Annotated in this window: 19 protein-coding genes; 7 read left to right on the top strand and 12 right to left on the bottom strand. The window is 70.8% G+C overall.

Features of this window, described 5'->3' with window-relative positions; genetic code table 11:
• Nucleotides 1-18: 18 nt before the first annotated feature.
• Nucleotides 19-2,067, bottom strand: coding sequence for a transketolase (tkt, locus tag ACPEEZ_RS01045; protein ID WP_423921567.1), 2,049 nt, complete (start codon nt 2,065-2,067; stop codon nt 19-21).
• 257 nt (nt 2,068-2,324) lie between these two features.
• On the opposite strand from tkt, the gene ACPEEZ_RS01040 reads away from it, so the two are divergent.
• From ACPEEZ_RS01040 to ACPEEZ_RS01020, 5 genes are all read left to right on the top strand, one after another.
• A complete protein-coding gene (locus ACPEEZ_RS01040) occupies nt 2,325-3,056 on the top strand; it encodes a GntR family transcriptional regulator (RefSeq protein ID WP_423921565.1) in 732 nt (243 codons plus the stop codon).
• A gap of 80 nt (nt 3,057-3,136) precedes the next feature.
• Nucleotides 3,137-3,592, top strand: coding sequence for a PTS sugar transporter subunit IIA (locus tag ACPEEZ_RS01035; protein WP_423921562.1), 456 nt, complete (start codon nt 3,137-3,139; stop codon nt 3,590-3,592).
• Entirely contained in the window at nt 3,589-3,894 is a 306-nt protein-coding gene (locus ACPEEZ_RS01030) for a PTS sugar transporter subunit IIB (RefSeq protein WP_423921559.1), read from the top strand. The genes ACPEEZ_RS01035 and ACPEEZ_RS01030 overlap by 4 nt, the downstream gene beginning before the upstream one ends.
• Nucleotides 3,891-5,351: a PTS ascorbate transporter subunit IIC gene (locus ACPEEZ_RS01025; protein ID WP_423921556.1), complete on the top strand. Its 1,461-nt coding sequence runs from the start codon at nt 3,891-3,893 to the stop codon at nt 5,349-5,351. The genes ACPEEZ_RS01030 and ACPEEZ_RS01025 overlap by 4 nt, the downstream gene beginning before the upstream one ends.
• A 263-nt stretch (nt 5,352-5,614) precedes the next feature.
• Nucleotides 5,615-5,932: a hypothetical protein gene (locus ACPEEZ_RS01020; RefSeq protein WP_423921555.1), complete on the top strand. Its 318-nt coding sequence runs from the start codon at nt 5,615-5,617 to the stop codon at nt 5,930-5,932.
• Nucleotides 5,933-6,295: 363 nt separating this feature from the next.
• Here the strand turns inward: ACPEEZ_RS01020 and ACPEEZ_RS01015 are convergent, their stop codons facing one another.
• A complete protein-coding gene (locus ACPEEZ_RS01015; protein WP_423921552.1) occupies nt 6,296-6,946 on the bottom strand; it encodes an NAD(P)-dependent oxidoreductase in 651 nt (216 codons plus the stop codon).
• Nucleotides 6,947-7,080: 134 nt separating this feature from the next.
• Here ACPEEZ_RS01015 and ACPEEZ_RS01010 point away from each other — a divergent pair, with 134 nt between their 5' ends.
• Nucleotides 7,081-7,437 carry a winged helix-turn-helix transcriptional regulator gene (locus ACPEEZ_RS01010; protein ID WP_423924314.1) on the top strand — a complete coding sequence of 119 codons (357 nt, stop codon included), beginning with the start codon at nt 7,081-7,083 and terminating at the stop codon, nt 7,435-7,437.
• Between the two features lie 172 nt (nt 7,438-7,609).
• Here ACPEEZ_RS01010 and ACPEEZ_RS01005 read toward each other — a convergent pair whose 3' ends face one another.
• The 7 genes from ACPEEZ_RS01005 to ACPEEZ_RS00975 all read right to left on the bottom strand — a co-directional run bounded on the left by ACPEEZ_RS01005 (nt 7,610) and on the right by ACPEEZ_RS00975 (nt 16,813).
• The gene (locus ACPEEZ_RS01005; RefSeq protein ID WP_423921551.1) at nt 7,610-8,119 is read right to left on the bottom strand and encodes an FBP domain-containing protein; all 510 of its coding nucleotides are present in this window, start codon (nt 8,117-8,119) and stop codon (nt 7,610-7,612) included.
• A gap of 355 nt (nt 8,120-8,474) precedes the next feature.
• Complete coding sequence (locus ACPEEZ_RS01000; protein WP_423921549.1) at nt 8,475-10,985, bottom strand: glycoside hydrolase family 65 protein; 2,511 nt, start codon at nt 10,983-10,985, stop codon at nt 8,475-8,477.
• Complete coding sequence (locus tag ACPEEZ_RS00995) at nt 10,982-11,755, bottom strand: HAD family hydrolase (protein WP_423924312.1); 774 nt, start codon at nt 11,753-11,755, stop codon at nt 10,982-10,984. The genes ACPEEZ_RS01000 and ACPEEZ_RS00995 overlap by 4 nt, the downstream gene beginning before the upstream one ends.
• A gap of 373 nt (nt 11,756-12,128) precedes the next feature.
• Nucleotides 12,129-14,729 carry an MMPL family transporter gene (locus tag ACPEEZ_RS00990; protein ID WP_423921546.1) on the bottom strand — a complete coding sequence of 867 codons (2,601 nt, stop codon included), beginning with the start codon at nt 14,727-14,729 and terminating at the stop codon, nt 12,129-12,131.
• A 95-nt stretch (nt 14,730-14,824) separates the two neighbouring features.
• Complete coding sequence (locus ACPEEZ_RS00985; RefSeq protein WP_423921543.1) at nt 14,825-15,475, bottom strand: TetR/AcrR family transcriptional regulator; 651 nt, start codon at nt 15,473-15,475, stop codon at nt 14,825-14,827.
• A gap of 227 nt (nt 15,476-15,702) precedes the next feature.
• Entirely contained in the window at nt 15,703-16,281 is a 579-nt protein-coding gene (locus ACPEEZ_RS00980) for a YdeI/OmpD-associated family protein (protein ID WP_423921540.1), read from the bottom strand.
• Between the two features lie 97 nt (nt 16,282-16,378).
• A complete protein-coding gene (locus ACPEEZ_RS00975) occupies nt 16,379-16,813 on the bottom strand; it encodes a VOC family protein (RefSeq protein WP_423921537.1) in 435 nt (144 codons plus the stop codon).
• Nucleotides 16,814-16,908: 95 nt separating this feature from the next.
• On the opposite strand from ACPEEZ_RS00975, the gene ACPEEZ_RS00970 reads away from it, so the two are divergent.
• The gene (locus tag ACPEEZ_RS00970) at nt 16,909-17,928 is read left to right on the top strand and encodes a helix-turn-helix transcriptional regulator (RefSeq protein ID WP_423921535.1); all 1,020 of its coding nucleotides are present in this window, start codon (nt 16,909-16,911) and stop codon (nt 17,926-17,928) included.
• 71 nt (nt 17,929-17,999) lie between these two features.
• Here ACPEEZ_RS00970 and nhaA read toward each other — a convergent pair whose 3' ends face one another.
• The 3 genes from nhaA to ACPEEZ_RS00955 all read right to left on the bottom strand — a co-directional run bounded on the left by nhaA (nt 18,000) and on the right by ACPEEZ_RS00955 (nt 21,198).
• On the bottom strand, nt 18,000-19,235 hold the full coding sequence (nhaA, locus tag ACPEEZ_RS00965; protein ID WP_423921532.1) for a Na+/H+ antiporter NhaA: 1,236 nt from the start codon (nt 19,233-19,235) through the stop codon (nt 18,000-18,002).
• A 64-nt stretch (nt 19,236-19,299) separates the two neighbouring features.
• On the bottom strand, nt 19,300-19,473 hold the full coding sequence (locus ACPEEZ_RS00960) for a hypothetical protein (protein ID WP_423921530.1): 174 nt from the start codon (nt 19,471-19,473) through the stop codon (nt 19,300-19,302).
• A gap of 180 nt (nt 19,474-19,653) precedes the next feature.
• Nucleotides 19,654-21,198, bottom strand: a complete 1,545-nt coding sequence (locus ACPEEZ_RS00955; RefSeq protein ID WP_423921527.1) for a cryptochrome/photolyase family protein — start codon at nt 21,196-21,198, stop codon at nt 19,654-19,656.
• Nucleotides 21,199-21,267: the final 69 nt, after the last annotated feature.

Raw genomic sequence — 21,267 nt, 5'->3', positions numbered from 1 at the left:
CGCCGCACACCCCCGAGATCAGGCCGGGACCGCGGCCGCCGTCACGGCCGCGACCGCCCGCATCGCGCCCACGACGCGCTCGACGGTCATGCCGCGAGCCCGCAGCGCGTCGCCGGCCGGGGCCGACAGGCCGAACTCGTCGATGCCGACCATGACGCCGTTCGGGCCGGTCACGCCCTCCCAGCCGAATCCGGTCGCCGCCTCGACGACGACCCGGTCGCGGAGCGCCGACGGCAGCACCGACTCCCGGTACTCCTCGCTCTGTGCGGCGAACCACTCGCGGCACGGCATCGAGACGACGCGCACGTCGAGCTCGGGCACCGCGGCGACGGCCTCGAGCGCCAGGGCGACCTCGCTGCCGGTCGCGACGACCACGACATCGGGCGACGACGACGCAGCGCCGTGCACGACGTAGCCGCCGCGACGCACCCCGGCGATGACGTCCTCAGCGGGCGTCGACGCGACGGGCAGCGGCTGGCGGGCGAGCACGAGCCCGGCGGGGGCGTCCTTCTCGAGCACGGCCAGCCACGCGGCGGCGGTCTCGGCGGCGTCGGCCGGGCGCACGACGGCGAACCCCGGGATCGCACGAAGGCTCGCCAGGTGCTCGATCGGCTGGTGCGTCGGGCCGTCGGCGCCGAGCGCGACCGAGTCGTGCGACCACAGGTACGTGACCGGCGTCTGCATCAGCGCCGCGAGACGGATCGCCGGGCGCTGGTAGTCGCTGAACACCAGGAAGGTCCCGGCGAAGAACCGCGATCCGCCGACGAGCGCGATCCCGTTCATCGCCGCGGCCATCGCATGCTCGCGCACACCCCAGTGCACGTTGCGACCCGCGCGCCCGGTGCCGGGACCCTCCTCGGGGAGGAACGACGCGCCTCCTGAGATCGACGTCCGGTTGGGCTCGGCGAGGTCGGCCGAGCCGCCCCAGAGCTCGGGCATCGCCGCGGCGAGCGCCTGGATCGTGTGACCGGACGCGTCGCGGGTCGCGAGCGCCTGCCCCGGCTCGTAGGTCGGCAGAGCCGCCTCGAGCCCGGCCGGCAGGGCGCGGTCGAGGGCGCGTCGACGCGAGGAGGCACGGGTCGGCTCCGCCTGCTCCCACGCCTCGAACGCGCGCTGCCACGTCTCGCGCAGCTCACGTCCGCGATCGAGGGCGCGGCGGGTGGTCCGGAGCACGTCGTCCTCCACCGTGAACGCGGGGGTGTCGACGCCGAGCAGGGCGCGGGTGGCCTCGACCTCGGCGGCTCCGAGCGGGGCGCCGTGCGACGCGGCGGTGTTGCGGGCATTCGGAGCCGGCCAGGCGATCTGCGACGTGAGGACGACGAGGTGTGGGCGACCGCCGACCCCGGTGTCGCTCGACAGCACGAGGTCGAGCGCCTCGATGTCGACGTCGCCGCCGGACGCGAGACCGACGTGGTCGACCCGCCAGCCCTGGGCCTCGAAGCGGGCGCCGACGTCCTCGCTCATCGTGAGGTTGGTGTCACCCTCGATCTGGATGTCGTTGGCGTCGTAGATCACGACGAGGTTGTCGAGCTCGTGCCGGCCGGCGAGGGCTCCGGCCTCGGACGAGATGCCCTCCTGCAGGTCGCCGTCGGACGCGATCACGAAGACGCGACGGTCGAAGACGGAGGCTCCGGGCAGGGCGTCGGGGTCGTGCAGGGCGCGGTCGTGCTTGATACCCATCGCCATGCCGACGGCGGTCGCGAGCCCCTGGCCGAGGGGGCCGGTGGTCGTCTCGACGCCGGGAGTGTGCCCGAGCTCGGGGTGCCCCGGAGTCGTCGAACCGAACGTGCGGAACGACTTGAGGTCGTCGAGCGACACGTCGTACCCGGTCAGGAAGAGCTGCGTGTACAGCAGGATGCTCGCGTGCCCGCACGACAGCACGAACCGGTCGCGGCCGTGCCAGTCGGGCTGGGCGGGGTCGTGCCGCAGGTGCCGCTGGAACAGCAGGTGCGCCACGGGGGCCAATGCGGCGGCCGTGCCCGGGTGCCCCGAGCCGGCGCGCTCGACGGCGTCGAGGGCCAGCAGGCGGGCCGTGGTGATGGCGGCGCGGTCGTTGTCGTCGATCACGGTGAACTCCTTCGTCGGCGGGGTCGGCGGTGGTCTCGCCGGTGTTCTCGGCACCGCCCCGAGCGACCCTAACCGAGAAATCATGACGTCATAACGACTTAAGACGACTTCCGGCATCGGCGTCAGTCGAGGACGCACAAGACGAGGAGGCACGGGTCGAGTTGCGAAGACACCGTCTCGGACGTACGATCCTCAAGTCATCATGACGACTTGACGACAAGACGACTTCTTCAGCAACGGCGCGGAGGCACCACGACATGTCCACGACGAGTGGCACGAGCAAATACGTAGCGGTCCGAGAGCACCTGCTCTCCCGCATCCAGAAGCTCGAGCCCGGTGCCCAGCTGCCCGCCGAGCCCGTGCTCTGCGACGAGTACGGCGTCAGCCGCATCACGCTCCGGCACGCGGTCGACGGTCTCATCGCCGACGGGCACCTCGTGCGCGAGCACGGTCGCGGCACGTTCGTGACCGAGCCGCAGTACCGCCTGCACTATCGCGAGCGCTTCGCCGACGAAGTCAAGGGCTTCTACGCCCAGCAGACCGAGGAGGGCTTCGTCGTCAGCACCCGCGTGCTCGACCAGCGGATCGTCCGCGCGGGCGAGACGGTCGCGACCCACCTCGACATCAGCTCGGCCGACGAGGTCGTCGAGCTCACGCGCCTCCGCTTCGTCAACGGCACGCTGCACCACCTCGTCGTCACGTGGCTGCCGCTCACCGCCTACCCGACGACGGCCACGGTCGACTTCACCGACGGCTCGCTCTACAAGCACCTCACCGAGCAGTACGGCCTGCGCCTCTCGCGCAACGACCTGCTGGTCAGCCTCGACACCGCGAACGAGACCGTCGCCGACCTCATCGACGTGCCGCTCGGGTCGACGCTGCTCAAGATCGCGTCGACGGTGTTCGACGCGGACGACCGGGCGGTGGCGTACGGCACCACGCACTTCACCCCGCAGAACAGCGAGATCTTCTTCGGCCTGCACGGCTGACCGGAGGCGGGCGGCGTGATCGCCCGCACCGTGCCTCCTCGGCTCCCCTCCCCCGCACCATCGACCACGGAACAAGGACCATGCTCAACGACTACCTCACCCCGGACACGATCCGCTTCGCGGACTCGGTCGACGGGTGGCGGGACGCGATCGATCGCGTCACGCGCCCCCTGCTCGACGCGGGCGACATCACGCCCGAGTACGTCACGGCGATCACCGACTCGATCGCGGCCGGTGGCACCTACATCGACCTCGGCTTCGGCATCGCGCTCGCGCACTCCCGCCCCGAGAACGGCGTCGTGCGCACCTCCCTCTCGAGCCTGCGGGTGGCGATGCCCGTGCTCCTGAACGACGAGGCCGAGCACCCCATCGACCTGTTCTTCTGCCTCGCGGCGACCGACCCGCAGGGTCACCTGAACACGATGATGGAGCTCGCCACGCTGCTCTCCGACGAGACGCTCCGCACCGAGCTGCTCGCCTCCACCTCGGCCGCCGACACCCTGGCGGTCATCACCAAGATCGGACAGAACGCATGAAATTCCTCGCAGTGTGCAGCACGGGCCTCGGCTCGAGCTTCATGGTCCACATGAACATCGACAAGGTGCTCAAGGAACTGGGGATCACCGGGGTCGACGTCGACCACGCCGACCTCGGCTCGGTAGGCCCCGGCTCGGCCGACGCGATCTTCGTCGGGGCCGACCTGGCCGACTCGGTCGGCGGGCTCGGCGACGTCGTCGTGCTGAACAGCATCATCGACCTCAACGAGCTCCGCACCAAGGTGCGCGAGACCGCCGAGCGCAAGGGCATCACCGTGCCGGACGCCGAGGCCGGCCGATGAACGCCGTGCTCGACGTCCTGCTCGACATCTTCCGTCAGCCGGCGATCATCGTCGCGCTGATCTCGCTCGTCGGCCTGCTGCTGCAGCGCAAGGCGTTCAGCGACGTGCTCAAGGGCACCGTGCGCACGCTCGTCGGGTTCCTGGTGCTGGCCGCCGGTGCCGGTGTCGTCGTCGGCGCGCTGAACCCGTTCGGCGACATGTTCCAGCACGCGTTCAACGTGCAGGGCGTCGTGCCGAACAACGAGGCCATCGTGGGTCAGGTGCTGCTCGACTACGGTTCGGCCGCCGCCCTGATCTTCTTCTTCGGCATGATCGTCAACGTGCTGCTCGCCGCGACGACGCACTACAAGTACATCTACCTCTCGGGTCACGTCGCCTTCTACATGGCCGCGATGATCGCCGTGATCCTCGGTGTCGCCGGGTTCCCGGTCTGGGGCGTCGTGCTCTGGGGCGCGCTGCTGCAGGGTCTCGTCACGACGCTGTCGCCGGCGATCGTGCAGCCGTTCATGCGCAAGGTCACGGGCACGAACGACGTGGGCATCGGTCACACCGGAGGCGCGGGCATCGCCCTGAGCGGACTGGTCGCGACCCTGACGCGCAGCAAGAAGAACCCGTCGAAGTCGACCGAGGAGATCGTCTTCCCCAAGGGGCTCGGGTTCCTCCGCGACACGACCGTGATCGTCGCGCTGTCGATGGCGGTCATCTACGTGATCGTCGGCCTGTTCGCCGGCTCGGCGTACATCGAGTCGGAGCTGAGCTCGGGCCAGAACTACATCGTCTACGTGCTGATGCAGGCGGCCACGTTCTCGGCCGGTGTGTTCATCATCCTGGCCGGCGTGCGCGTCGTCCTCGCCGAGATCATCCCCGCGTTCAAGGGCATCAGCGAGCGCCTCGTCAAGAACGCCATCCCCGCGCTCGACGTGCCGATCACGTTCACGTTCGCGCCGAACGCCGTGCTGATCGGGTTCCTCGCGAGCTTCGTCGGCGGCATCGTCGGCATGTCGATCATGATCTTCGCGGGCACCGCGATCATCATCCCGGGCGTCGTCGCGCACTTCATGACGGGTGCCGCGTCGGGTGTCATCGGCAACGCCGCCGGCGGTCGTCGCGGCGCCGTGCTGGGCGCCTTCGCCAACGGCATCGCGATCACGTTCCTGCCGCTCTTCCTGCTGCCGGTGCTCGGCGACATCGGGCTGTCGAACTCGACGTTCTCCGACGCCGACTACGGCGTGGTCGGCATCATCTTCGGCCACATCAGCCAGGCCGGCGGCCAGGGCGCCGTGATCGGCGCGATCGTCGTCTCGCTCGCGCTCGTGTACCTGTCGAGCTTCATCGTGCGGGCGCGGCGGAAGCGCCGCGATGCCGCGGGTGCTGGTGCCGCGGGTGACGCTGGTTCGGACGCTGGTGCCGCTGCCGGCTCGGCCAGCGACGAGACCGCGGGGTCGATGGCTCGCTGAGCCGCGCCTCCTCGGCTCCGGTGTTCGGAACGGGCGCCTCACCTGCGGGTGGGGCGCCCGTCGTCGTCCGTGCCGCCGAGGCCCGCGGCTGTGCTCGGGTCGGTTGTCCGAAATGCGAAGAATGCCGATCTCAGCTAGACGGTCTAGGTAAATCCCGACACAATTGTGGATGCCACCCCAGGTGGCAGGGTCCTGATTCACGGCAGGGCCCGACAGCACGACAGAGTCCGACGGCAGCGCAGGGCTGCCAGAAAGAGCGACCGATGACCATCACGTCTCACGACCTCGCCGGCTTGTCCCACGACAGGCTCCTCTCGACCATCACGCGCACACTCGGTGTGTCCGGCGGTTTCGAGCGGGCCGAGATCGACAGCTACTACACACGGGCCAGCAACGTCCGCCCGGTGCACATCGACACCTACCCGAAGCGTCGCCGTTCGTCGAGGCTCTCGGCTGCGGCCACGACGGCTGCCTCGATCGCCGCCGCCGTCTCGACCGGTGTCGCCGGATCGTCGGCTGCTGCCGACGCCGGCCCGTCGTACGCCGACTTCTTCGCGCAGCCGCACGCGATGACCGCCTGACGACACCCGCCCCGACGCGCGGCCGGCGCACCTCGTTCCGACGAGGGCCCGGCCGCTCGGTGTTTAACGGCGGCCCGATGCCGCGAACCGCACACGACCCGCCGCCGGGCAGCACTTCTCGCAATTTGCGACCGATCGGCCGCGGACGGCACCGACACGCCGCTCACAAACCCGGTTGCGACCCTAGCCGGTCGCAAATTTGCGACCATCCGGGACGCAGACAGCGCGGGAGGCGCGGTGCAAGTCCTGCCCGCACCGCGCCTCCTGCGTCCTGTCGCGTTCGCGGCATCGTGTCGCGGACGAACACGACACGATGCCGCGAACCGCACACGACACGACGCCGCGCCACCGCAGGGGCGTGCCTCAGTACGCGACGTTGAACTGCGCGCGCCGCACCGTCGGCGCCTCGATCTGGTCCACGATGGCCCGCGCGAAGTCGGCACCGCTCACGGCGGACACGCCTTCGTCGTCGAACAGCGCGACCTCGCCACCCAGACGGTAACGACCGAGCGACTCGCCCGGGGCATAGGCGCCGAACTGCATGGCGGGCGACGCGAAGAACCAGTCGAGCGTGTCCGGCGTCTGGCCGAGACGGGTCAGCACCTCGTTCATCTGCAGGGCCTCCGAGGCGTACTCCGGGGGCAGCTCGCCGCTCTCGGCGAAGCGCTGCGCACCCTCCGACGGGCGGAGCGAGCTGAACCCGCCGACGACACCGAAACGCACGCCGGCGTCGGTCGCGAGCTCGGCGAGGGCCAGGTCGGCGTCCACGATCTTGCCGTCGAGCTCGCCGCGGGGCGACAGCGCGGAGACGACGATGTCGGCTCCGGAGACGGCGCGGGCGCGGACATCGGCGTCGGTCATCGAGCCGGTCTCGTACCGGACACCCTCGACACGGGCGTCGCCCCCGGGGGCGGTGCGGCTGAAGGACGTGACGTCGTGACCGCGGCTCGCGGCCTCGCGGACGATCGCGCTGCCGGCGTAGCCGGTTCCGCCGATGACGGTGATGCTGCTCATGATTTCTCCTTCGGAAAACGGGGGTTCGGCGTTTACGCTAGATCCATTAGTCACTGATGGGAAGTAGGCACTTCGTGGTAACCAACCCCGCAGCGGGAGAGACCGCCGATCACCTCTCGGTCGGCGGCCGCGAGCTGAACCCCTACAGCGACGACTGCCCGACCCGCCGGGTGCTCGACCGCATCGGCGACCGGTGGACCGTCCTGATCGTCGGCACCCTCAGCCACGGCCCGCGCCGCTTCAGCGAGATCCGCCGCCATGTCGAGGGCATCTCGCAGAAGATGCTGACGCAGACACTCCGCGGGCTCGAACGCGACGGACTCGTCACGCGCACCGTCTTCGCCGAGGTGCCGCCGCGCGTCGAATACGCGTTGACCGAGGCCGGCCGCACCCTGTGCGCTCCGCTCAAGGCCCTCGAGGACTGGTCGATCGAGCACTTCGGCGACGTGAAGGAGGCGTGGGTCGAGTACGACACGCGCGTCGCGTCGTAGCGGGGCGTCCTTCTGGAGGCCGAACCGCGCCTCCTCGGGGTCGGCAGAACCTCGTTCCGGCCATTGAACCTGGATATGACGCGGTTCATTGGCCAGAACGAGGTTGACAGCGCGGGAGGCGCGGTGCGAGTCAGCGCCCGTCGAGCACCGTGCGCGGGAGGCGCGGTGCGAGTCAGCGCCCGTCGAGCACCGTGCGCGCGAATCCGGCCGCACGCGCCCGCAGCGCGGCGATCTGCTGCTCGCGCGCGGCCTCGATGTCGAAGCCGAGGTACGCGACCGGGGGCGCCTTGCGCGCGTTGGCCGAGCACTCGAAGTCGGCGCAGACGAGGGTGCCGATCGTGTCGCCGTTGCGCCCGGCGGCTCCGGCCCGCTTCGCGCTGTAGAACACGACGGGGTTGGGCAGCGTCACGTCCTGGCACCAGGTGCACTGGACCTGGGCGCGCGGCGACGCCTCGGCCTGCTTGAGCAGCACGCCGGTGAGTCCGGCCGCGGCTCCGGCCTCGGTGTCGGTCGGCACCACGACGTACGCGCGGCGGGCGAACACGGGGTCGCGCCAGCCGACGAAGTCGAGGGCGTCGAAGTCGAGCTCGTCGAACCCGGGCGGGAGCTTCAGGTCGGAGACCTCCTTGCGCGAGGCGTTCACGAAGGAGGCGCGGATCATCTTGTCGGTCACGGAGAACATGCGGAGATCACCAATCACACGGGCCCGGGGCACGGCTCGACGGCCGCGACCGCACCGGGCGGTTCATCAGGAAAAGAGGTCACATCGGGTAGCGACGGCTACCTGATGCCGGCGGACGAACCGCCGACGACCTCCTGACGCCCCGCGGGCGTTGCTGACGAACGAGTGATGCTCACCCCGACAGACTACGTCGGGGGCGACGCGGCCGCCAGCGTCCTCGGGTGCCGCACCGCGCCTCCTCGGCTCTCGCGGCTGGCCCGCACCTCGTTCTGATCGACGCACCGCGCTATGACGCGGTGCGTCGATCAGAACGAGGTGCGCAGCCCAGGAGGCGCGGGTCGCGCAGTGGCGCCGGCTACGACGCGGTCTCGTCCTCCGTCTCGAACCGGTCGATGCTGATCGTCGGGATGGACGCCGTGATGACCGAGCCGTCGGCGCGGGTCTGACCGCGCAGGTCGTCGGTCGTGGGCACGCGCGTCGTGATGCGCGGACCCTGGTCGGCGAGGGCGACGCGGGTCGGAGCCCCGGGCGGAACGTGCACGCGATCGCCGCGGACGCCGACCGTGACCCCGTCGCCGGTCTCGATCGTGAACACGATCTCGTGCGAGGCGAGGTCGACGCGGACGCGGCTGTTCTTGATCGTGACGCGGAAGGTCAGCTCGCTCCAACCGGCGGGCAGGCGCGGATCGAACGTGATCGAGCCGAGCCAGTCGCGCATGCCGCCGAAGCCGTTGACGAGCGCCGCCCAGACCCCGCCGGTCGACGCGACGTGCACGCCGTCGGCCGTGTTGCGGTGCAGGTCGGCGAGGTCGACGAAGAGCGACGACATGAAGTACTGCATGGCGAGCTGGTGGTGCCCGACCTCGGCCGCGATGATCGACTGCACCACGCGCGACAGCGTCGAGTCGCCCGTCGTGAGCGCGTCGTAGTACTCGAAGTCGCGACGCTTCTGCTCGTCGGTGAACTCGTCGCCCTGCAGGAACAGCGCGAGCACCACGTCGGCCTGCTTCAGCACCTGGAACCGGTAGATGACCAGCGGGTGGTAGTGCAACAGCAGCGGCCGCTTGCTCGCCGGGGTCGCCGCGAGATCCCAGAGCTCTTTGTCGAGGAATTGGGCGTCCTGCGGGTGGACGCCGCGGTGCGCGTCGTACGGGATGTGCATCGCCTCGGCGGCGGCTCGCCAGCCCTCGACCTCGTCGGCGTCGAGCCCGAGTCGCAGAACCATGCGCTCGTACGCGACCGGCGACTCGCGCTCGAGCGCGGTCACGGTGCGGACTGCCGCCCGGAGGTTCGCCCGCGCCATGACGTTCGTGTAGAGGTTGTCGTCGACGACCGTCGTGTACTCGTCGGGCCCGGTGACGCCGTCGATGTGGAACTGCTCGTCGCCGTTCGACCGCCAGAAGCCGAGGTCGGCCCAGAGGCGGGCGGTCTCGACGAGCACGTCCACACCGCCGCGCTGCATGAAGTCGTCGTCGCCCGTGGCGTTCACGTACTGGTTCAGTGCATGCGAGATGTCGGCGTCGATGTGGTACTGCGCGGTGCCGGCTGCGTAGTACGCGCTCGACTCGAGTCCGTTGATGGTGCGCCACGGGAAGAGCGCCCCGCGCTGGTTCAGCTCGACGGCGCGATCGCGGGCCGCGTCGAGCATGCCGAGCCGGAAGCGCAGCACATTGCGCGCCGCGTTCGGCGACGTGTACGTCAAGAACGGGAGCACGTAGATCTCGGTGTCCCAGAAGTAGTGACCGCCGTAGCCCGAGCCCGTCACACCCTTCGCCGCGACGCCCTGGCCGTCGGTGCGGGCACTCGCCTGTGCGAGCTGGAAGAGGTTCCAGCGGACGGCCTGCTGGATGGCCGGCTGACCCGCGATCGCGACGTCGGCCCGCGCCCAGAAGTCGTCGAGCCAGGCGCGCTGGTGTGCGAAGAGGACCTCGGGGGTCGACTCCCGGGCCCGGTCGAGCGTGCGGTCGCAGCGGTCGGCGAGCTCGCGAGGAGGCACGCCCCGCGACGTGTGGTAGCTGAGCGTCTTGACGAGGCGCACCTTCTGGCCCGCCCTGGCCCGCACGCGGTACACGTGCTTCGCGAGGTCGTCGTCGATCTGCGACGACTCGTCCCACTCGTTCTCGGTCTCGAGCACGTGGTCGGCACCGACGGCGATCGTCATGCCCGAGTTCGACGTGCGGTAGCCGAGCACGGCACGCGAGCCGCCGTTGCGACGCAGCACCGGCTGCAGCACCCGCTCGTCGAACGAGGAGGCGCGGCGCGGGTCGAACGCGTCCGCCGCGGCCCGCATGCCCGCGTGGTACTCGTCGCCGAGGTCTTGCCGGTTGAGGATCTGGCTCGAGATGAGCAGCGACGCATCGGAGTCGAGCACCGTCACCTCGTACTCGATGACGGCGAGGTGACGGTCCTCGAACGAGACGAGGCGTCGACTGGTGACCAGGACCTCTTTGCCGGACGGGGTGCGCCAGTGGATCTCGCGCGACAGCACGCCGTCGCGGAAGTCGAGGCGACGCACGTGCGACAGGATGTCGGCCTCGAACAGTACGAACGGCTCGTCGTCGACGTAGAGCCTGATGACCTTGCCGTCGGGCACGTTGACGATCGTCTGGCCGACGCGCGCGAAGCCGAAGGCCTCTTCGGCGTGCCTGATCGGCCACGTCTCGTGGAACCCGTTCACGTAGGTGCCGAACGAGTGGCCGCCCCGACCCTCGTCGGGGTTGCCGCGCATGCCGAGGTAGCCGTTGCCGAGCGCGAAGATCGTCTCGGTGACGCCCTCGTCGCCCTGGGTGTACTCGTCCTCGACCAGCGCCCATTCGTCGATGGGGAACCGGTTGCGGTCGAGCGGATCGGACGAGATGTCGTTCACGAGATGCCTTCGGAGGGGGAAGCGGGTGTGCGAGAGGTGTTCGTCGCGGCGGACGGGGTCGTTCGGTCGAGGGCGTCGACGACCTCGGCGAGGTCGTCGACGACGACGTCGGCACCGAAGTCGAGGAGGGTCTGCGCCCCCGTGCCGCGGTCGACGCCGAGCACGAGGCCGAAGTGACCGCGACGGCCGGCCTCGACACCCGACTGGGCGTCTTCGACGACGACGCAGTCGGCGGGACTCAGCCCGAGCCTCCGTGCCGCGTCGAGATAGGTGTCGGGCGCGGGCTTGCCCGCGATGCCGTCGGCTGCGGCCACGACGCCGTCGACGATCACGTCGAAGCGGTCGCGCAGACCGGCGGCCTCGAGCACCGGCACGGCGTTGCGCGAGCTCGACACGACGGCGACCTGGACACCCTCGCGGATGGCGCGGTCGACGAACGCGACCGAGCCCGGGTAGGGGGCGACGCCGTTCTCGCGCAGCTCGGCCTCGAAGACGGAGTTCTTGCGGTTGCCGAGACCGCAGACGGTCTCGACGTCGGGCCCGTCGTCGGGGCTGCCCTCGGGCAGCGTCACGCCGCGGGCGGCGAGCATGGCCCGCACACCGTCGTAACGCGGCCGGCCGTCGACGTGCTCGAAGTAGTCGGACTCGGTGTACGGCGCGAGGTCGTGCGCCGCGAAGTAGTCGTTGAACAGGCGCGACCAGGCACGCATGTGCACCTCGGCGGTCGGCGTCAGCACGCCGTCGAGGTCGAACAGCAGGGCGCGGAGCACCGCCAGACGCGAGGCATCGCGCGGCGTCACGGAGGCGGCGCCGGACGCGGCGTCGGCGGGGTCGCCGGGGGTTCGTTCTTCGGGCACGGGGAAGTCCTTCGGACGGTCGGGAGGGAGCGAGCGTCATCAGAGCGGCTGTGGTCCGATGGGGTCAGCGACCAGTCTGCACGACGCGGGGCGTCGTGTGTGGCTGACGCCGTGCCTCCTGGGGATGGATCTGGGGCGCCTGTGGAGAGAAGCGGACGCACGACGAACCCGGGAGGCGCTGCGGTCCGAACCGCAGGACGCAGAACGAGGAGGCGCACACGCAGGAGGCGCGGTGCCCGCAGACACCGCGCCTCCCGTCACGTCACTCCCGTGACGCCACCGGGCCTCAGCCCGCGTGACGCCCGTGCTCGTCGGGGTGCGAGCCGGCGGGCACCGCGTCCACGGGGACGGTCGGGTCCACGTGCGAGTGCGACTCGCCGCCGTGCGGGTGCTTGACGGTGCGCTCGAGGGACGCGCCCTCGACGTCGACGTCGGGCAGGATGCGATCGAGCCACTTCGGCAGCCACCAGGCCGCGTCCCCGAGCAGGTGCATGACCGCCGGGATGAGCAGCAGGCGCACGACGAACGCGTCGATCAGCACGCCGAGTGCGAGCCCCAGACCGATCGACTGGATCAGCACCGAGTTCGAGAACACGAAGCCGGAGAAGACCGCCGTCATGATCAGGGCCGCCGCGATGACGACCGTCCGACCGGCGTGCACACCGCGCTGCACGGCCAGGCGGGCCGACGAGCCGTGGGCGTACGCCTCGCGCATTCCGCTGACCAGGAACAGCTGGTAGTCCATCGCGAGTCCGAACAGCACGCCGACCATCAGGATCGGCAGGAAGCTCAGGATGGGCCCCGGATCGTGCACCCCGAACACCGGCGCGAGCCAGCCCCACTGGAACACCGCGGTCACGCCACCGAACGCCGCGAACAGCGACAGCACGAAGCCGAGCGTGGCCGTGATCGGCACGAGGATCGACCGGAACACGAAGATCAGGATGATCAACGACAGGCCGACGACCACGAGCAGGTAGAGCGGCAGGGCTCCGGCGAGCTTCTCGCTGACGTCGATGTTGCCGGACGCGTTGCCTGCGACGCCGAGCGAGTCGACGCCGTCGATGTCGAGTCCGCGCAGGTCGCGGACGAGCTGCTCGGTCGACTCGGCGGTCGGGCCGCCCTTCGGCACGACCTGGAACGCCAGCAGCGTGTCGTCCTTCGAGGCACCGATCGGCGCGACGGCCGCGACGTCGTTCTCCGCCTTGAGCGCGGTGCCGATGCGGACCTGCTCCGAGACGAGGTCGTCCTCCGAGACGGCCTCGGGCAGGTCGGCGACGACGAGCAGCGGACCGTTGACACCGGCGCCGAACTTGTCCTCGACGATCTTGTACGCCTTGTAGGCACTCGAGTCGACGGGCTCGGACGAGCCGGCGGGCAGCCCCAGACGCATCGACAGCGCGGGGATGGCGACGATCAGCAGCACGGCGATGCCGGCGATCAGCGTCAGGACGGCACGCACGGTGCTCATCGGCTTGTTCGGCACCGGCACGGCACCGGTGTGGCCGACGTTCGCGCGGGCCTTCTTCGTGAGGATGCGCATGCCGACGAGGCGCAGCAGCGCCGGCGTCAGCGTGATCGCGATGAGGATCGCGACGAACACGCAGACCGCGCCGACGGTGCCCATCAGGCCGAGGAAGGGAATGCCGGTCAGGTTCAGCGCGAGCAGGGCGATCAGCACCGTCGAGCCGGCGAACACGACCGCGTTGCCCGACGTGCCGTTCGCGAGCCCGATCGACTCGTGCAGCGGCACCCCGTCCTTCAACTGGTTGCGGTGCCGGTTCAGGATGAACAGCGAGTAGTCGATGCCGACCGCCAGGCCGAGCATCACTCCCAGCACGGGCGTGACCGACAGCATCTCGACGGTGCCCGAGAGGGCGAGCGAGGCGAGCACGCCGACGCCGACGCCGATCAGGGCGTTGATGAGCGGCAGACCCGCACCGATCAGCGTGCCCAGCATGATGAACAGCACGATCGCGGCCACGACGACACCGGCGACCTCACCCGCCCCGAAGATCTCGGGGATGCTCTGCGCGATGTCGTTCGACACCTCGACCTGGACGCCGTCGATCGAGGCGCCGTTCAGCTCGTCGACCACGCCGGTCTTCGACTCGGCCGGGACGAGGTTGAGCGCCGTCGAGAACTGGATGGTGGCGACCGCGGCGGTGTCGTCGCTCGACACCTGGCGCAGCTCCTTCGCGAGGTCGATCAGCTTGGCGCCGTCTTCCAGCTTGGTGCTCTGCGCCGCGAGCTCGGTCTTGCTCTGCTCGAGCGTGGCCTTCTGGGTGTCGAGCTGCTGCTGACCGGCCGTGATCTGGGCCTGCTGCGCATCGAACTGGGCCTGCGCGGCCGCCGGCAATGTGCCTCCGGCTGCCTGGGCCTGGGCGGTCGCCTGCGCCTTGGCGGCGTCGAGCTGCTGCTGACCGGCCGTCAGCTGCGCCTGGCCGGCAGCGAGCTGCGACTCACCGTCGGTGATCTGCTGCTGCCCCGCGGTGAGCTGCGCGCGGCCGTCGTCGACCTGCTTCGCCTGCGCCTCGATCTGCGCCTGCGTGTCGAACGGGTTGGTCGTGCCCTTGACGTCGTCGAGCTTCTTCGTCTTCTCGAGCAGCTCGCCGATCGCGGTCTTCTGCGTGTCGCTGAACGGCTTGTCGTCGGTGGTCGTGAAGACGACCGAGCCCGCGCCTCCGCTCGCCTGCGGGAACTTCTCGGACAGCTCGTCGCTGACCTTCTGCGTCGCGGTGCCGGGGATGCTGACGGCCGACGTCAGTGTGCCGCCGAACAGCGCGAAGGCGCCGCCGGCGAGACCCAGGATCACGATCCAGGCCACGATGACCAGCCAGGCCTTCCGGGCCGAGAACCGGCCGAGTCGATAGAGCAGTGTTGCCATGTTCTCGGTTCCTCCAAGAGATGCTGCGGTGGTGATGGGGTGGGTGCCCCTTCGCGTCGTCGAGAAGGAGGTGCGGTGCGGGTGGGTCGGGTGGGTCAGGGGTGCGAGACGGGGGCGTAGCCGGCGCGGATCGACGTGATCATCCGGTCGAGCAGCCGCGCCCAGACCTCGCGCGAGGCGTCGTCGAGGGCGGCGCCGGTCTCGGCGATCCAGTGCTGGGCGATGACGGCGATGCCGTTCATCATCGAGCTGACCAGCAGATCGATCTCGAGCCGGTCGAGCGTCGCGCTGCGCTGTTCGAGCTCGTCCGCGAGCTGCGCCGTCGCGCGCGTGAAGACCTCTTGAACGGCCTGGTGCGAGCGCCCCGTCGAGGCGTCGACGCCGAGCACGCCGCACAGGTAGCTGATCACGGCCGGCAGGTCGATGCCGCGCATCGCGAGCGTCACCTCGGCGAACAAGGAGGCGCGGGTCCCGTCACCGACGGGCGTCGCCGCCGCGGCCACCCGGAACTCCTCGACCGCGCCGGTCAGCACCTGCGTGCAGACGCTCATGACGATGTCGTCGAGCGAGGCGAAGTGGTTGAAGACCGTGCGGCGTGAGACGTCGGCCCGTTCGGCGAGTTCGTCGACGCTGAAGCGCGTGTCACGCCGCTCGGCGATCAGTGCGTCGGCCGCGTCGAGGATCGCCTGACGGTGCCTCGCCTTGAGGGCGGCACGACGATCGGTCGCCACGGGTCTCTCCTGCACGCTGATTACACTAAGTGCACCGACGCACTCGGTGCATGCTCAGGAGGCGCGAATTCGCTGGGATTCCGCTGGCAATTGCGAGGCGGCCGTCTGCTGCGCCGCGCCTCCGGCGGTTGGCGAGTCGCGCCTCCTGCGCTTCGGCTCCCCCGCACCTCGTTCTGATCACCGCACCGCGTTGTAGCGAGGCGCGGTGATCAGAACGAGGTGCGCAGCGGAGCCCGGGCCGCTCAGCGGTAGTGCCGCTCGCCGCGCGCCGCCTTCTCGACGACGTCGCGGATGCGCGCGGCGCGCACCGCGGGCGTCTTGATCGCGGCGAGGCGGAAGTACACGCGGAACCGCTCCGTCTTGGTGAGCGTCTGCCAGAACGCGAGGGCGTCCGCGTTCGCGGCCAGCGCCTCCTCGAGGTCCGGAGGCGCGACCGCGCCCTTCTGCCGATACGCCGCGTCCCAGCGACCGTCGGCCCGGGCGCGCTCGACCTCGGCCAGCCCGCGCGGGAGCATCCGCCCCTCCGCGATCAGCCGCGCCACATGCTCGCGGTTGACCTGCGACCACGGGCTCGCGCTGCGTCGCGGCTGGAACGCCGTCAGCAGGTAGTCGTCGTCGAGTCGGGCGCTCTGACCGTCGATCCAACCGTGGCAGAGGGCGACGTCGAGCGCCTCCGACCAGGTCATGCCGTCCGCGGTCGAGTTCTTCTTGCGCAGCGTCAGCCGCACGCCGACCACGTCGGTCGCCGCGTGCTCGTCGAGGTACTGCTGCCATTGCTCGACCGTGAAGCGCACGATCGGCTTGTCGGCGATGCTCGCCATGCGGTTCCCTTCGGCGGTGGGCGGGGCGCCAGAACCTCGTTCCGGCCAACGCACCTCGTTATAGCGCGGTTCGTCGGCCAGAACGAGGTTCGTGGCGTCAGCCGGCGGCCGGCGCGGTGGCGTCGACGACCCACGTGACGCCGAACGGGTCGGTCAGCATGCCGTAGAGCGGCGACCACGCCGCCGGGGCCAGCGGCACGATGACGGTCGAGCCGACCGACAGCTTCTCCCAGATCGCGGTGATCTCGTCGGCGTCGGTGCCGCGCAACGACTCGAAGAACGGATCGGTGCCGCGATCGAGGGCCCGCGACGCCGGCATGTCGAACGCCATGATGCGGAACCCCTCGGGGCTCTCGACCTGACCCCAGACGATCAGGTCGGCCTCGGACGGCACGGCGCCGCTGTCGGCTCCGCCGCCGAAGTCGGCGTACGTGAACGCGGTGAGCTGCCCGCCGAAGACGGACTGGTAGAACTCGAGGGCCTGCCGAGCGGTGCCGCGGAGGTTCAGGTGGGTGGTGGTCGTGATCGTCATGGTGCTGCCTTTCGGGGTCGGTGTCGGTGTGACGGGAACCACACTCGCGGCAGAAGCGGACAGATCGCGTCCGCTTCTCGCGGCAGAATCGACCCATGTCCGGACCGACCTCGCGCATGCTCGTGCTGCTCTCCCTGCTGCAGACGCGGCGCGATTGGCCGGGTCAGCTGCTGTCCGAGCGACTCGACGTCAGCGACCGCACCGTGCGGCGCGACGTCGACCGGCTGCGCGACCTCGGCTACCGCATCCACGCCACGAAGGGCCCCGACGGCGGTTACCGCCTCGACGCCGGCTCCGAGCTGCCTCCCCTGCTGTTCGACGACGAGCAGGCCCTCGCGCTCGCGATCGCGCTGCAGTCGGCGGCGCAGCCCGACAGCGGAATCGAGGAGGCGGCGGTCAGGGCCCTGACGACGGTCCGGCAGGTCATGCCCTCGCGTCTGCGGCACCGCATGGACGCGCTGAACATCACGGCGCTGCCGTCGCGACCCGGGGGCGGCGCGCCCGTCGACCCGGAGGTGCTCGCCCTGCTCGGCACGGCCGTCCGCGACCGCCTCGTCGTGCGGTTCGACTACGCGACCGAGGGTCGGCCGGTCTCGGTGACCGACACCGCGCCTCCTCGGCGGGCGGAGCCGCACCACCTCGTGACCAACGCGGGACGCTGGTACCTCGTCGCGTGGAGCCTCGACCGCGAGGCCTGGCGCACGTACCGGGTCGACCGGATGACACCGCGGACGCAGCTCGGCGCCCGCTTCGCCCCGCGCGAGGTGCCCGGGGGCGACGTGGCCGCGTTCGTCGCGGGCCGGTTCAAGGGGTCGACGACGGACGGGGTCGATCGGTGGCCGTGCACGGGTGAGGTGATCATCGACGCGGCCGTGGCGGACGTCGCACCCTATGTCGCGGACGCGGTGGTGTCACCGGTCGGCGGGGACCCGGTGGGCGGCTCTGCTGGTCGCGAGCGGTGCCGGGTCGTGGCCGGAGCGTGGTCGTGGGCCGGGCTCGCCGCGTCGCTGATGCGCTTCGACGCCGACGTCGAGGTGGTCGGGCCCGAGCCGTTGCGCGAGGCCTTCGCGGCGCTCGCACGGCGGGCCGCCGCTGCCGCCCGCACCTCGTTCTGATCGACGCACCACGTTCGAGTGAGGTGCGTCGATCAGAACGAGGTGTTCCGAGCGCCCCCGCCCGACCGTGCTCAGCCGGCCGCGGCCCCACGGCGGTACCCGCGCGCCCGAACGGCGAGCATCGCACCGCCGACGACCGCCGCCACGAGCGACCCGGTCAGCACGCCGACCTTGACGTGGTCGTCGGCCGTGCTGCCCGGGCCGAACGCGAGCTCGCCGACGAGCAGCGACACGGTGAAGCCGATCCCGGCGACGCAGGACATGCCGACGATGTCGGGCCAGCGCACTGTCGGGTCCAGCCGCAGCCCGGGCAAGCGCGTCACGAGGAAGGTGCCGCCGGTGATGCCGATCGTCTTGCCGACGACGAGCGCGACCGCGATGCCCACGGTGACGGAATCGCCGAACGACTCGACGAGCCCCGCAATGCCGCCGACCGTGACCCCGGCCGAGAAGAACGCGAAGACGGGCACGGCGATGCCGGCCGACCACGGGCTCCACGTGTGGGCGAAGGCGTGGGTGAGTCCGACGCCGCTCTGCTCCGTCTTCGTGCGACGGCTCGCCACGACCGGCACGACCAGGCCGAGGGCGACGCCGGCGATGGTCGCGTGGATGCCCGACGCGTGCACGAGCACCCAGGTCAGCACGCCGAGCGGGATGAGCAGCCACCAGGCACGGACCCCGCGCTGCACGGCGAGCGCGAACAGGCCGAGCGGCACGAGCGCCAGCAGCAACGGCCCGAACGCGATGGCCGACGTGTAGAAGACCGCGATGATCGTGATGGCGAGCAGGTCGTCGACGACGGCGAGCGTCAGCAGGAAGACGCGCAGCGCGGGCGGCAGCCCTTTGCCGACGACGGCGAGCACCGCGGTCGCGAACGCGATGTCGGTGGCGGCGGGGATCGCCCAGCCCTGGAGCGCCTCCGGACCCTGCCCGAGATTGATCAGCGTGTAGATGACGGCGGGCAGCGCGACACCGCCGACGGCCGCGACGACCGGGATCGCGGCGACGCGGGGGTCGCGCAACGAGCCGGCGACGAACTCCTGCTTGAGCTCGAGCCCGACCACGAAGAAGAAGATCGCGAGCAGGCCGTCGGCGGCCCACGCTCCGACGCTGAGGTCGAGGTGCAGCGACGCCGGGCCGATGGTGGTGTCGCGGACGGCGGCGTACCAGCCGGCGGCTCCGGTGTTGGCGAGCACGAGAGCGAGCACCGTGGCGGCGAGCAACAGGGCGCCGCCGACGACGTCGCGGCTGACGAAGGCGGCGAGGCGGGCACCGGGCGAGGAGGGACGGGACGGGGATGACGACATGGACGGCCTTAAGAGAGAAGGGGAACGCGGATGCGGGGCGCCGCCGATCGTCGATCGAGACGGCTCAGCGCCGTGGCGGCGGGCACCCGGCGATCTCTCCGTGGGCGTTCGTGCCCCACGAGCTCAGCCAGCCGTTCGTGCCGATGGCCTTCTTGGTCAGCACGAGTCGGTTGGGGAACGCCGCAGCGGCCGTCGCCCGACGGCGCGACCGGCCGGTCAGGCGCGCGTGTTCTCCCATCCGTCCAGTCTACGAAACGGGAGGAGGCGCGGCTCGGCCGAACCGCGCCTCCTGCGGTCGTCACGCCTCGCCGTGTCGTGTCGTGTCGCGTTCGCGGCATCCTGTCGCGTCCGAACACGACACGATGCCGCGAACGCCACAGGACACGATCGCGACCCGGCCGACCGCGGACGCGACCGGTCACGGCATCGCGCGCCGCGCCTCCTGGTCGATCACCGCGTCGAGGTCGGCGAGCCCGCGCATCTGCCGTAGTGGGTTGCGCATCCGGGCGTTGTCGCGGAGCGCCGGCTCGGCCCGGTGCAGGAAGGCCCAGTACCCCGCCGTGAACGGGCACGCGTCCGGTCCGACGCGCACGGTCGGCGAGTAGGCGCACGAGCCGCAGTGGTCGCTCATCGAGTCGATGTAGCGGCCTCCCGAGGCGTAGGGCTTCGTCGCGACGACCCCGCCGTCGGCGTGCTGCGACATGCCGACGATGTTCGCGGGCATGACCCACTCGGTGCCGTCGACGAACACGTCGGTGAACCAGTCGGTCAGCTCGGCCGGGCGGTACCCGCGCTGCAGGGACCAGTTGCCCAGGATCATCAGCCGCTGGATGTGATGCGTCCACCCGTGCCGTCGAACCGTGTCGAGCGCGACGGACAGGCACTCCGCCTCGACCTCGCCCGAGTCGAGGGTCTGCCACCACGCGGGCAGCTCGACCGTGGCGTCGAGGGCGTTGTTCGTGCCTGTGTAGGACTCACCGAGGTGCCAGTACAGGTGCCAGACGTAGTCGCGCCAGCCGATCACCTGGCGGACGAAGCCCTCGACGCTCGCCAGGGGCGCGTCGCCGCGAGCGTGCGCCGCGAGCACCCGGTCGACCGCGACGCGGGGGTCGAGCACACCGAGGTTCATCGGCACGCTGAGCAGGGAGTGCGCCATCGTCCAGTCGTTCGAGAGCATCGCGTCCTCGAACGGGCCGAAGTCGCCGAGCCGGGACTCGACGAAATCGTCCAGCGCGGCCTCGGCCTCGGCGGCGGTGACGGCGAAGCGGCGGGTGTCGTCCTCGCCGACGAAGCGCACGACGCCGTCGGCCTGCCAGGCGTCGAGCTGTGTGCGGACCTCGTCGTCGATCGAGTCCTCCACAGGCCAGAGCGGCTCGGGCAGCCCCAGCGTGAAAGCGCCCTTCGGAGGCGCGTGCCGGTTGTCGGCGTCGTAGCTGAAGCGACCGCCTGTGGGGGCCGGGCCCTCCATCAGGATCTGCTCGCGCCTCCTCACGTTCTCGTAGAAGTCCTCCATGAGCAGGCGTCCGGGCCGGTTCGCGGCCCACGCCGCGAAGTCGGCCTCGGTCGTGACGAAGCCCCGACTCGGCAGGATCTCGATCGCGGGCGACGCGTCGCGCACGAGCGTCCGGAGGCGCCGGCTGGGCGGGTCGATCACCTCGAGATCCCTGCGCCCCGCGATCGCCTCGGTGACCGACGCCGCGCGGACGTGCTCGACCCGCTCGCCCAGCTCGGCCACGCGGTGGCGCAGCGCCGACAGCCAGAGGTGCGCCTTCGCGCGGTGCATCGGACGCTCGGTGAAGAAGTCGGTCGCCTCGACGATGAGGACGGAGCCTCCGTCGTCGAAGGCCGGGCCCCACTGGCCGGGCAGCAGGAGGCGCGTGCGGGGTCGGTCGCGGTCGGCGGGTCGCTCGGCGGGTCGCTCGGCGGGTCGCTCGGCGTCGCGTCGCTCGGAGTCGGGGGTCACCGCTCGGAGGCTACGCCGCGGCGTCGGTGAGCTCTCGAACGAAGTGACCCATCGGGTCGATGTTCGGCG

Source organism: Frigoribacterium sp. 2-23 (genome assembly GCF_049601585.1).
GTDB lineage: Bacteria > Actinomycetota > Actinomycetes > Actinomycetales > Microbacteriaceae > Frigoribacterium.
Note: the sequence above shows the minus strand (reverse complement) of the source record. Positions and strands in the feature narration are given on the sequence as shown.

Coding starts and splice junctions, on each gene's coding strand:
- ACPEEZ_RS01040 (WP_423921565.1), top strand. CDS start 2,325: ATGTCCACGACGAGTGGCACGAGCAAATACGTAGCGGTCCGAGAGCAC.
- ACPEEZ_RS01035 (WP_423921562.1), top strand. CDS start 3,137: ATGCTCAACGACTACCTCACCCCGGACACGATCCGCTTCGCGGACTCG.
- ACPEEZ_RS01030 (WP_423921559.1), top strand. CDS start 3,589: ATGAAATTCCTCGCAGTGTGCAGCACGGGCCTCGGCTCGAGCTTCATG.
- ACPEEZ_RS01025 (WP_423921556.1), top strand. CDS start 3,891: ATGAACGCCGTGCTCGACGTCCTGCTCGACATCTTCCGTCAGCCGGCG.
- ACPEEZ_RS01020 (WP_423921555.1), top strand. CDS start 5,615: ATGACCATCACGTCTCACGACCTCGCCGGCTTGTCCCACGACAGGCTC.
- ACPEEZ_RS01015 (WP_423921552.1), bottom strand. CDS start 6,946: ATGAGCAGCATCACCGTCATCGGCGGAACCGGCTACGCCGGCAGCGCG.
- ACPEEZ_RS01005 (WP_423921551.1), bottom strand. CDS start 8,119: ATGTTCTCCGTGACCGACAAGATGATCCGCGCCTCCTTCGTGAACGCC.
- ACPEEZ_RS00990 (WP_423921546.1), bottom strand. CDS start 14,729: ATGGCAACACTGCTCTATCGACTCGGCCGGTTCTCGGCCCGGAAGGCC.
- ACPEEZ_RS00980 (WP_423921540.1), bottom strand. CDS start 16,281: ATGGCGAGCATCGCCGACAAGCCGATCGTGCGCTTCACGGTCGAGCAA.
- ACPEEZ_RS00975 (WP_423921537.1), bottom strand. CDS start 16,813: ATGACGATCACGACCACCACCCACCTGAACCTCCGCGGCACCGCTCGG.
- ACPEEZ_RS00970 (WP_423921535.1), top strand. CDS start 16,909: ATGTCCGGACCGACCTCGCGCATGCTCGTGCTGCTCTCCCTGCTGCAG.
- nhaA (WP_423921532.1), bottom strand. CDS start 19,235: ATGTCGTCATCCCCGTCCCGTCCCTCCTCGCCCGGTGCCCGCCTCGCC.
- ACPEEZ_RS00960 (WP_423921530.1), bottom strand. CDS start 19,473: ATGGGAGAACACGCGCGCCTGACCGGCCGGTCGCGCCGTCGGGCGACG.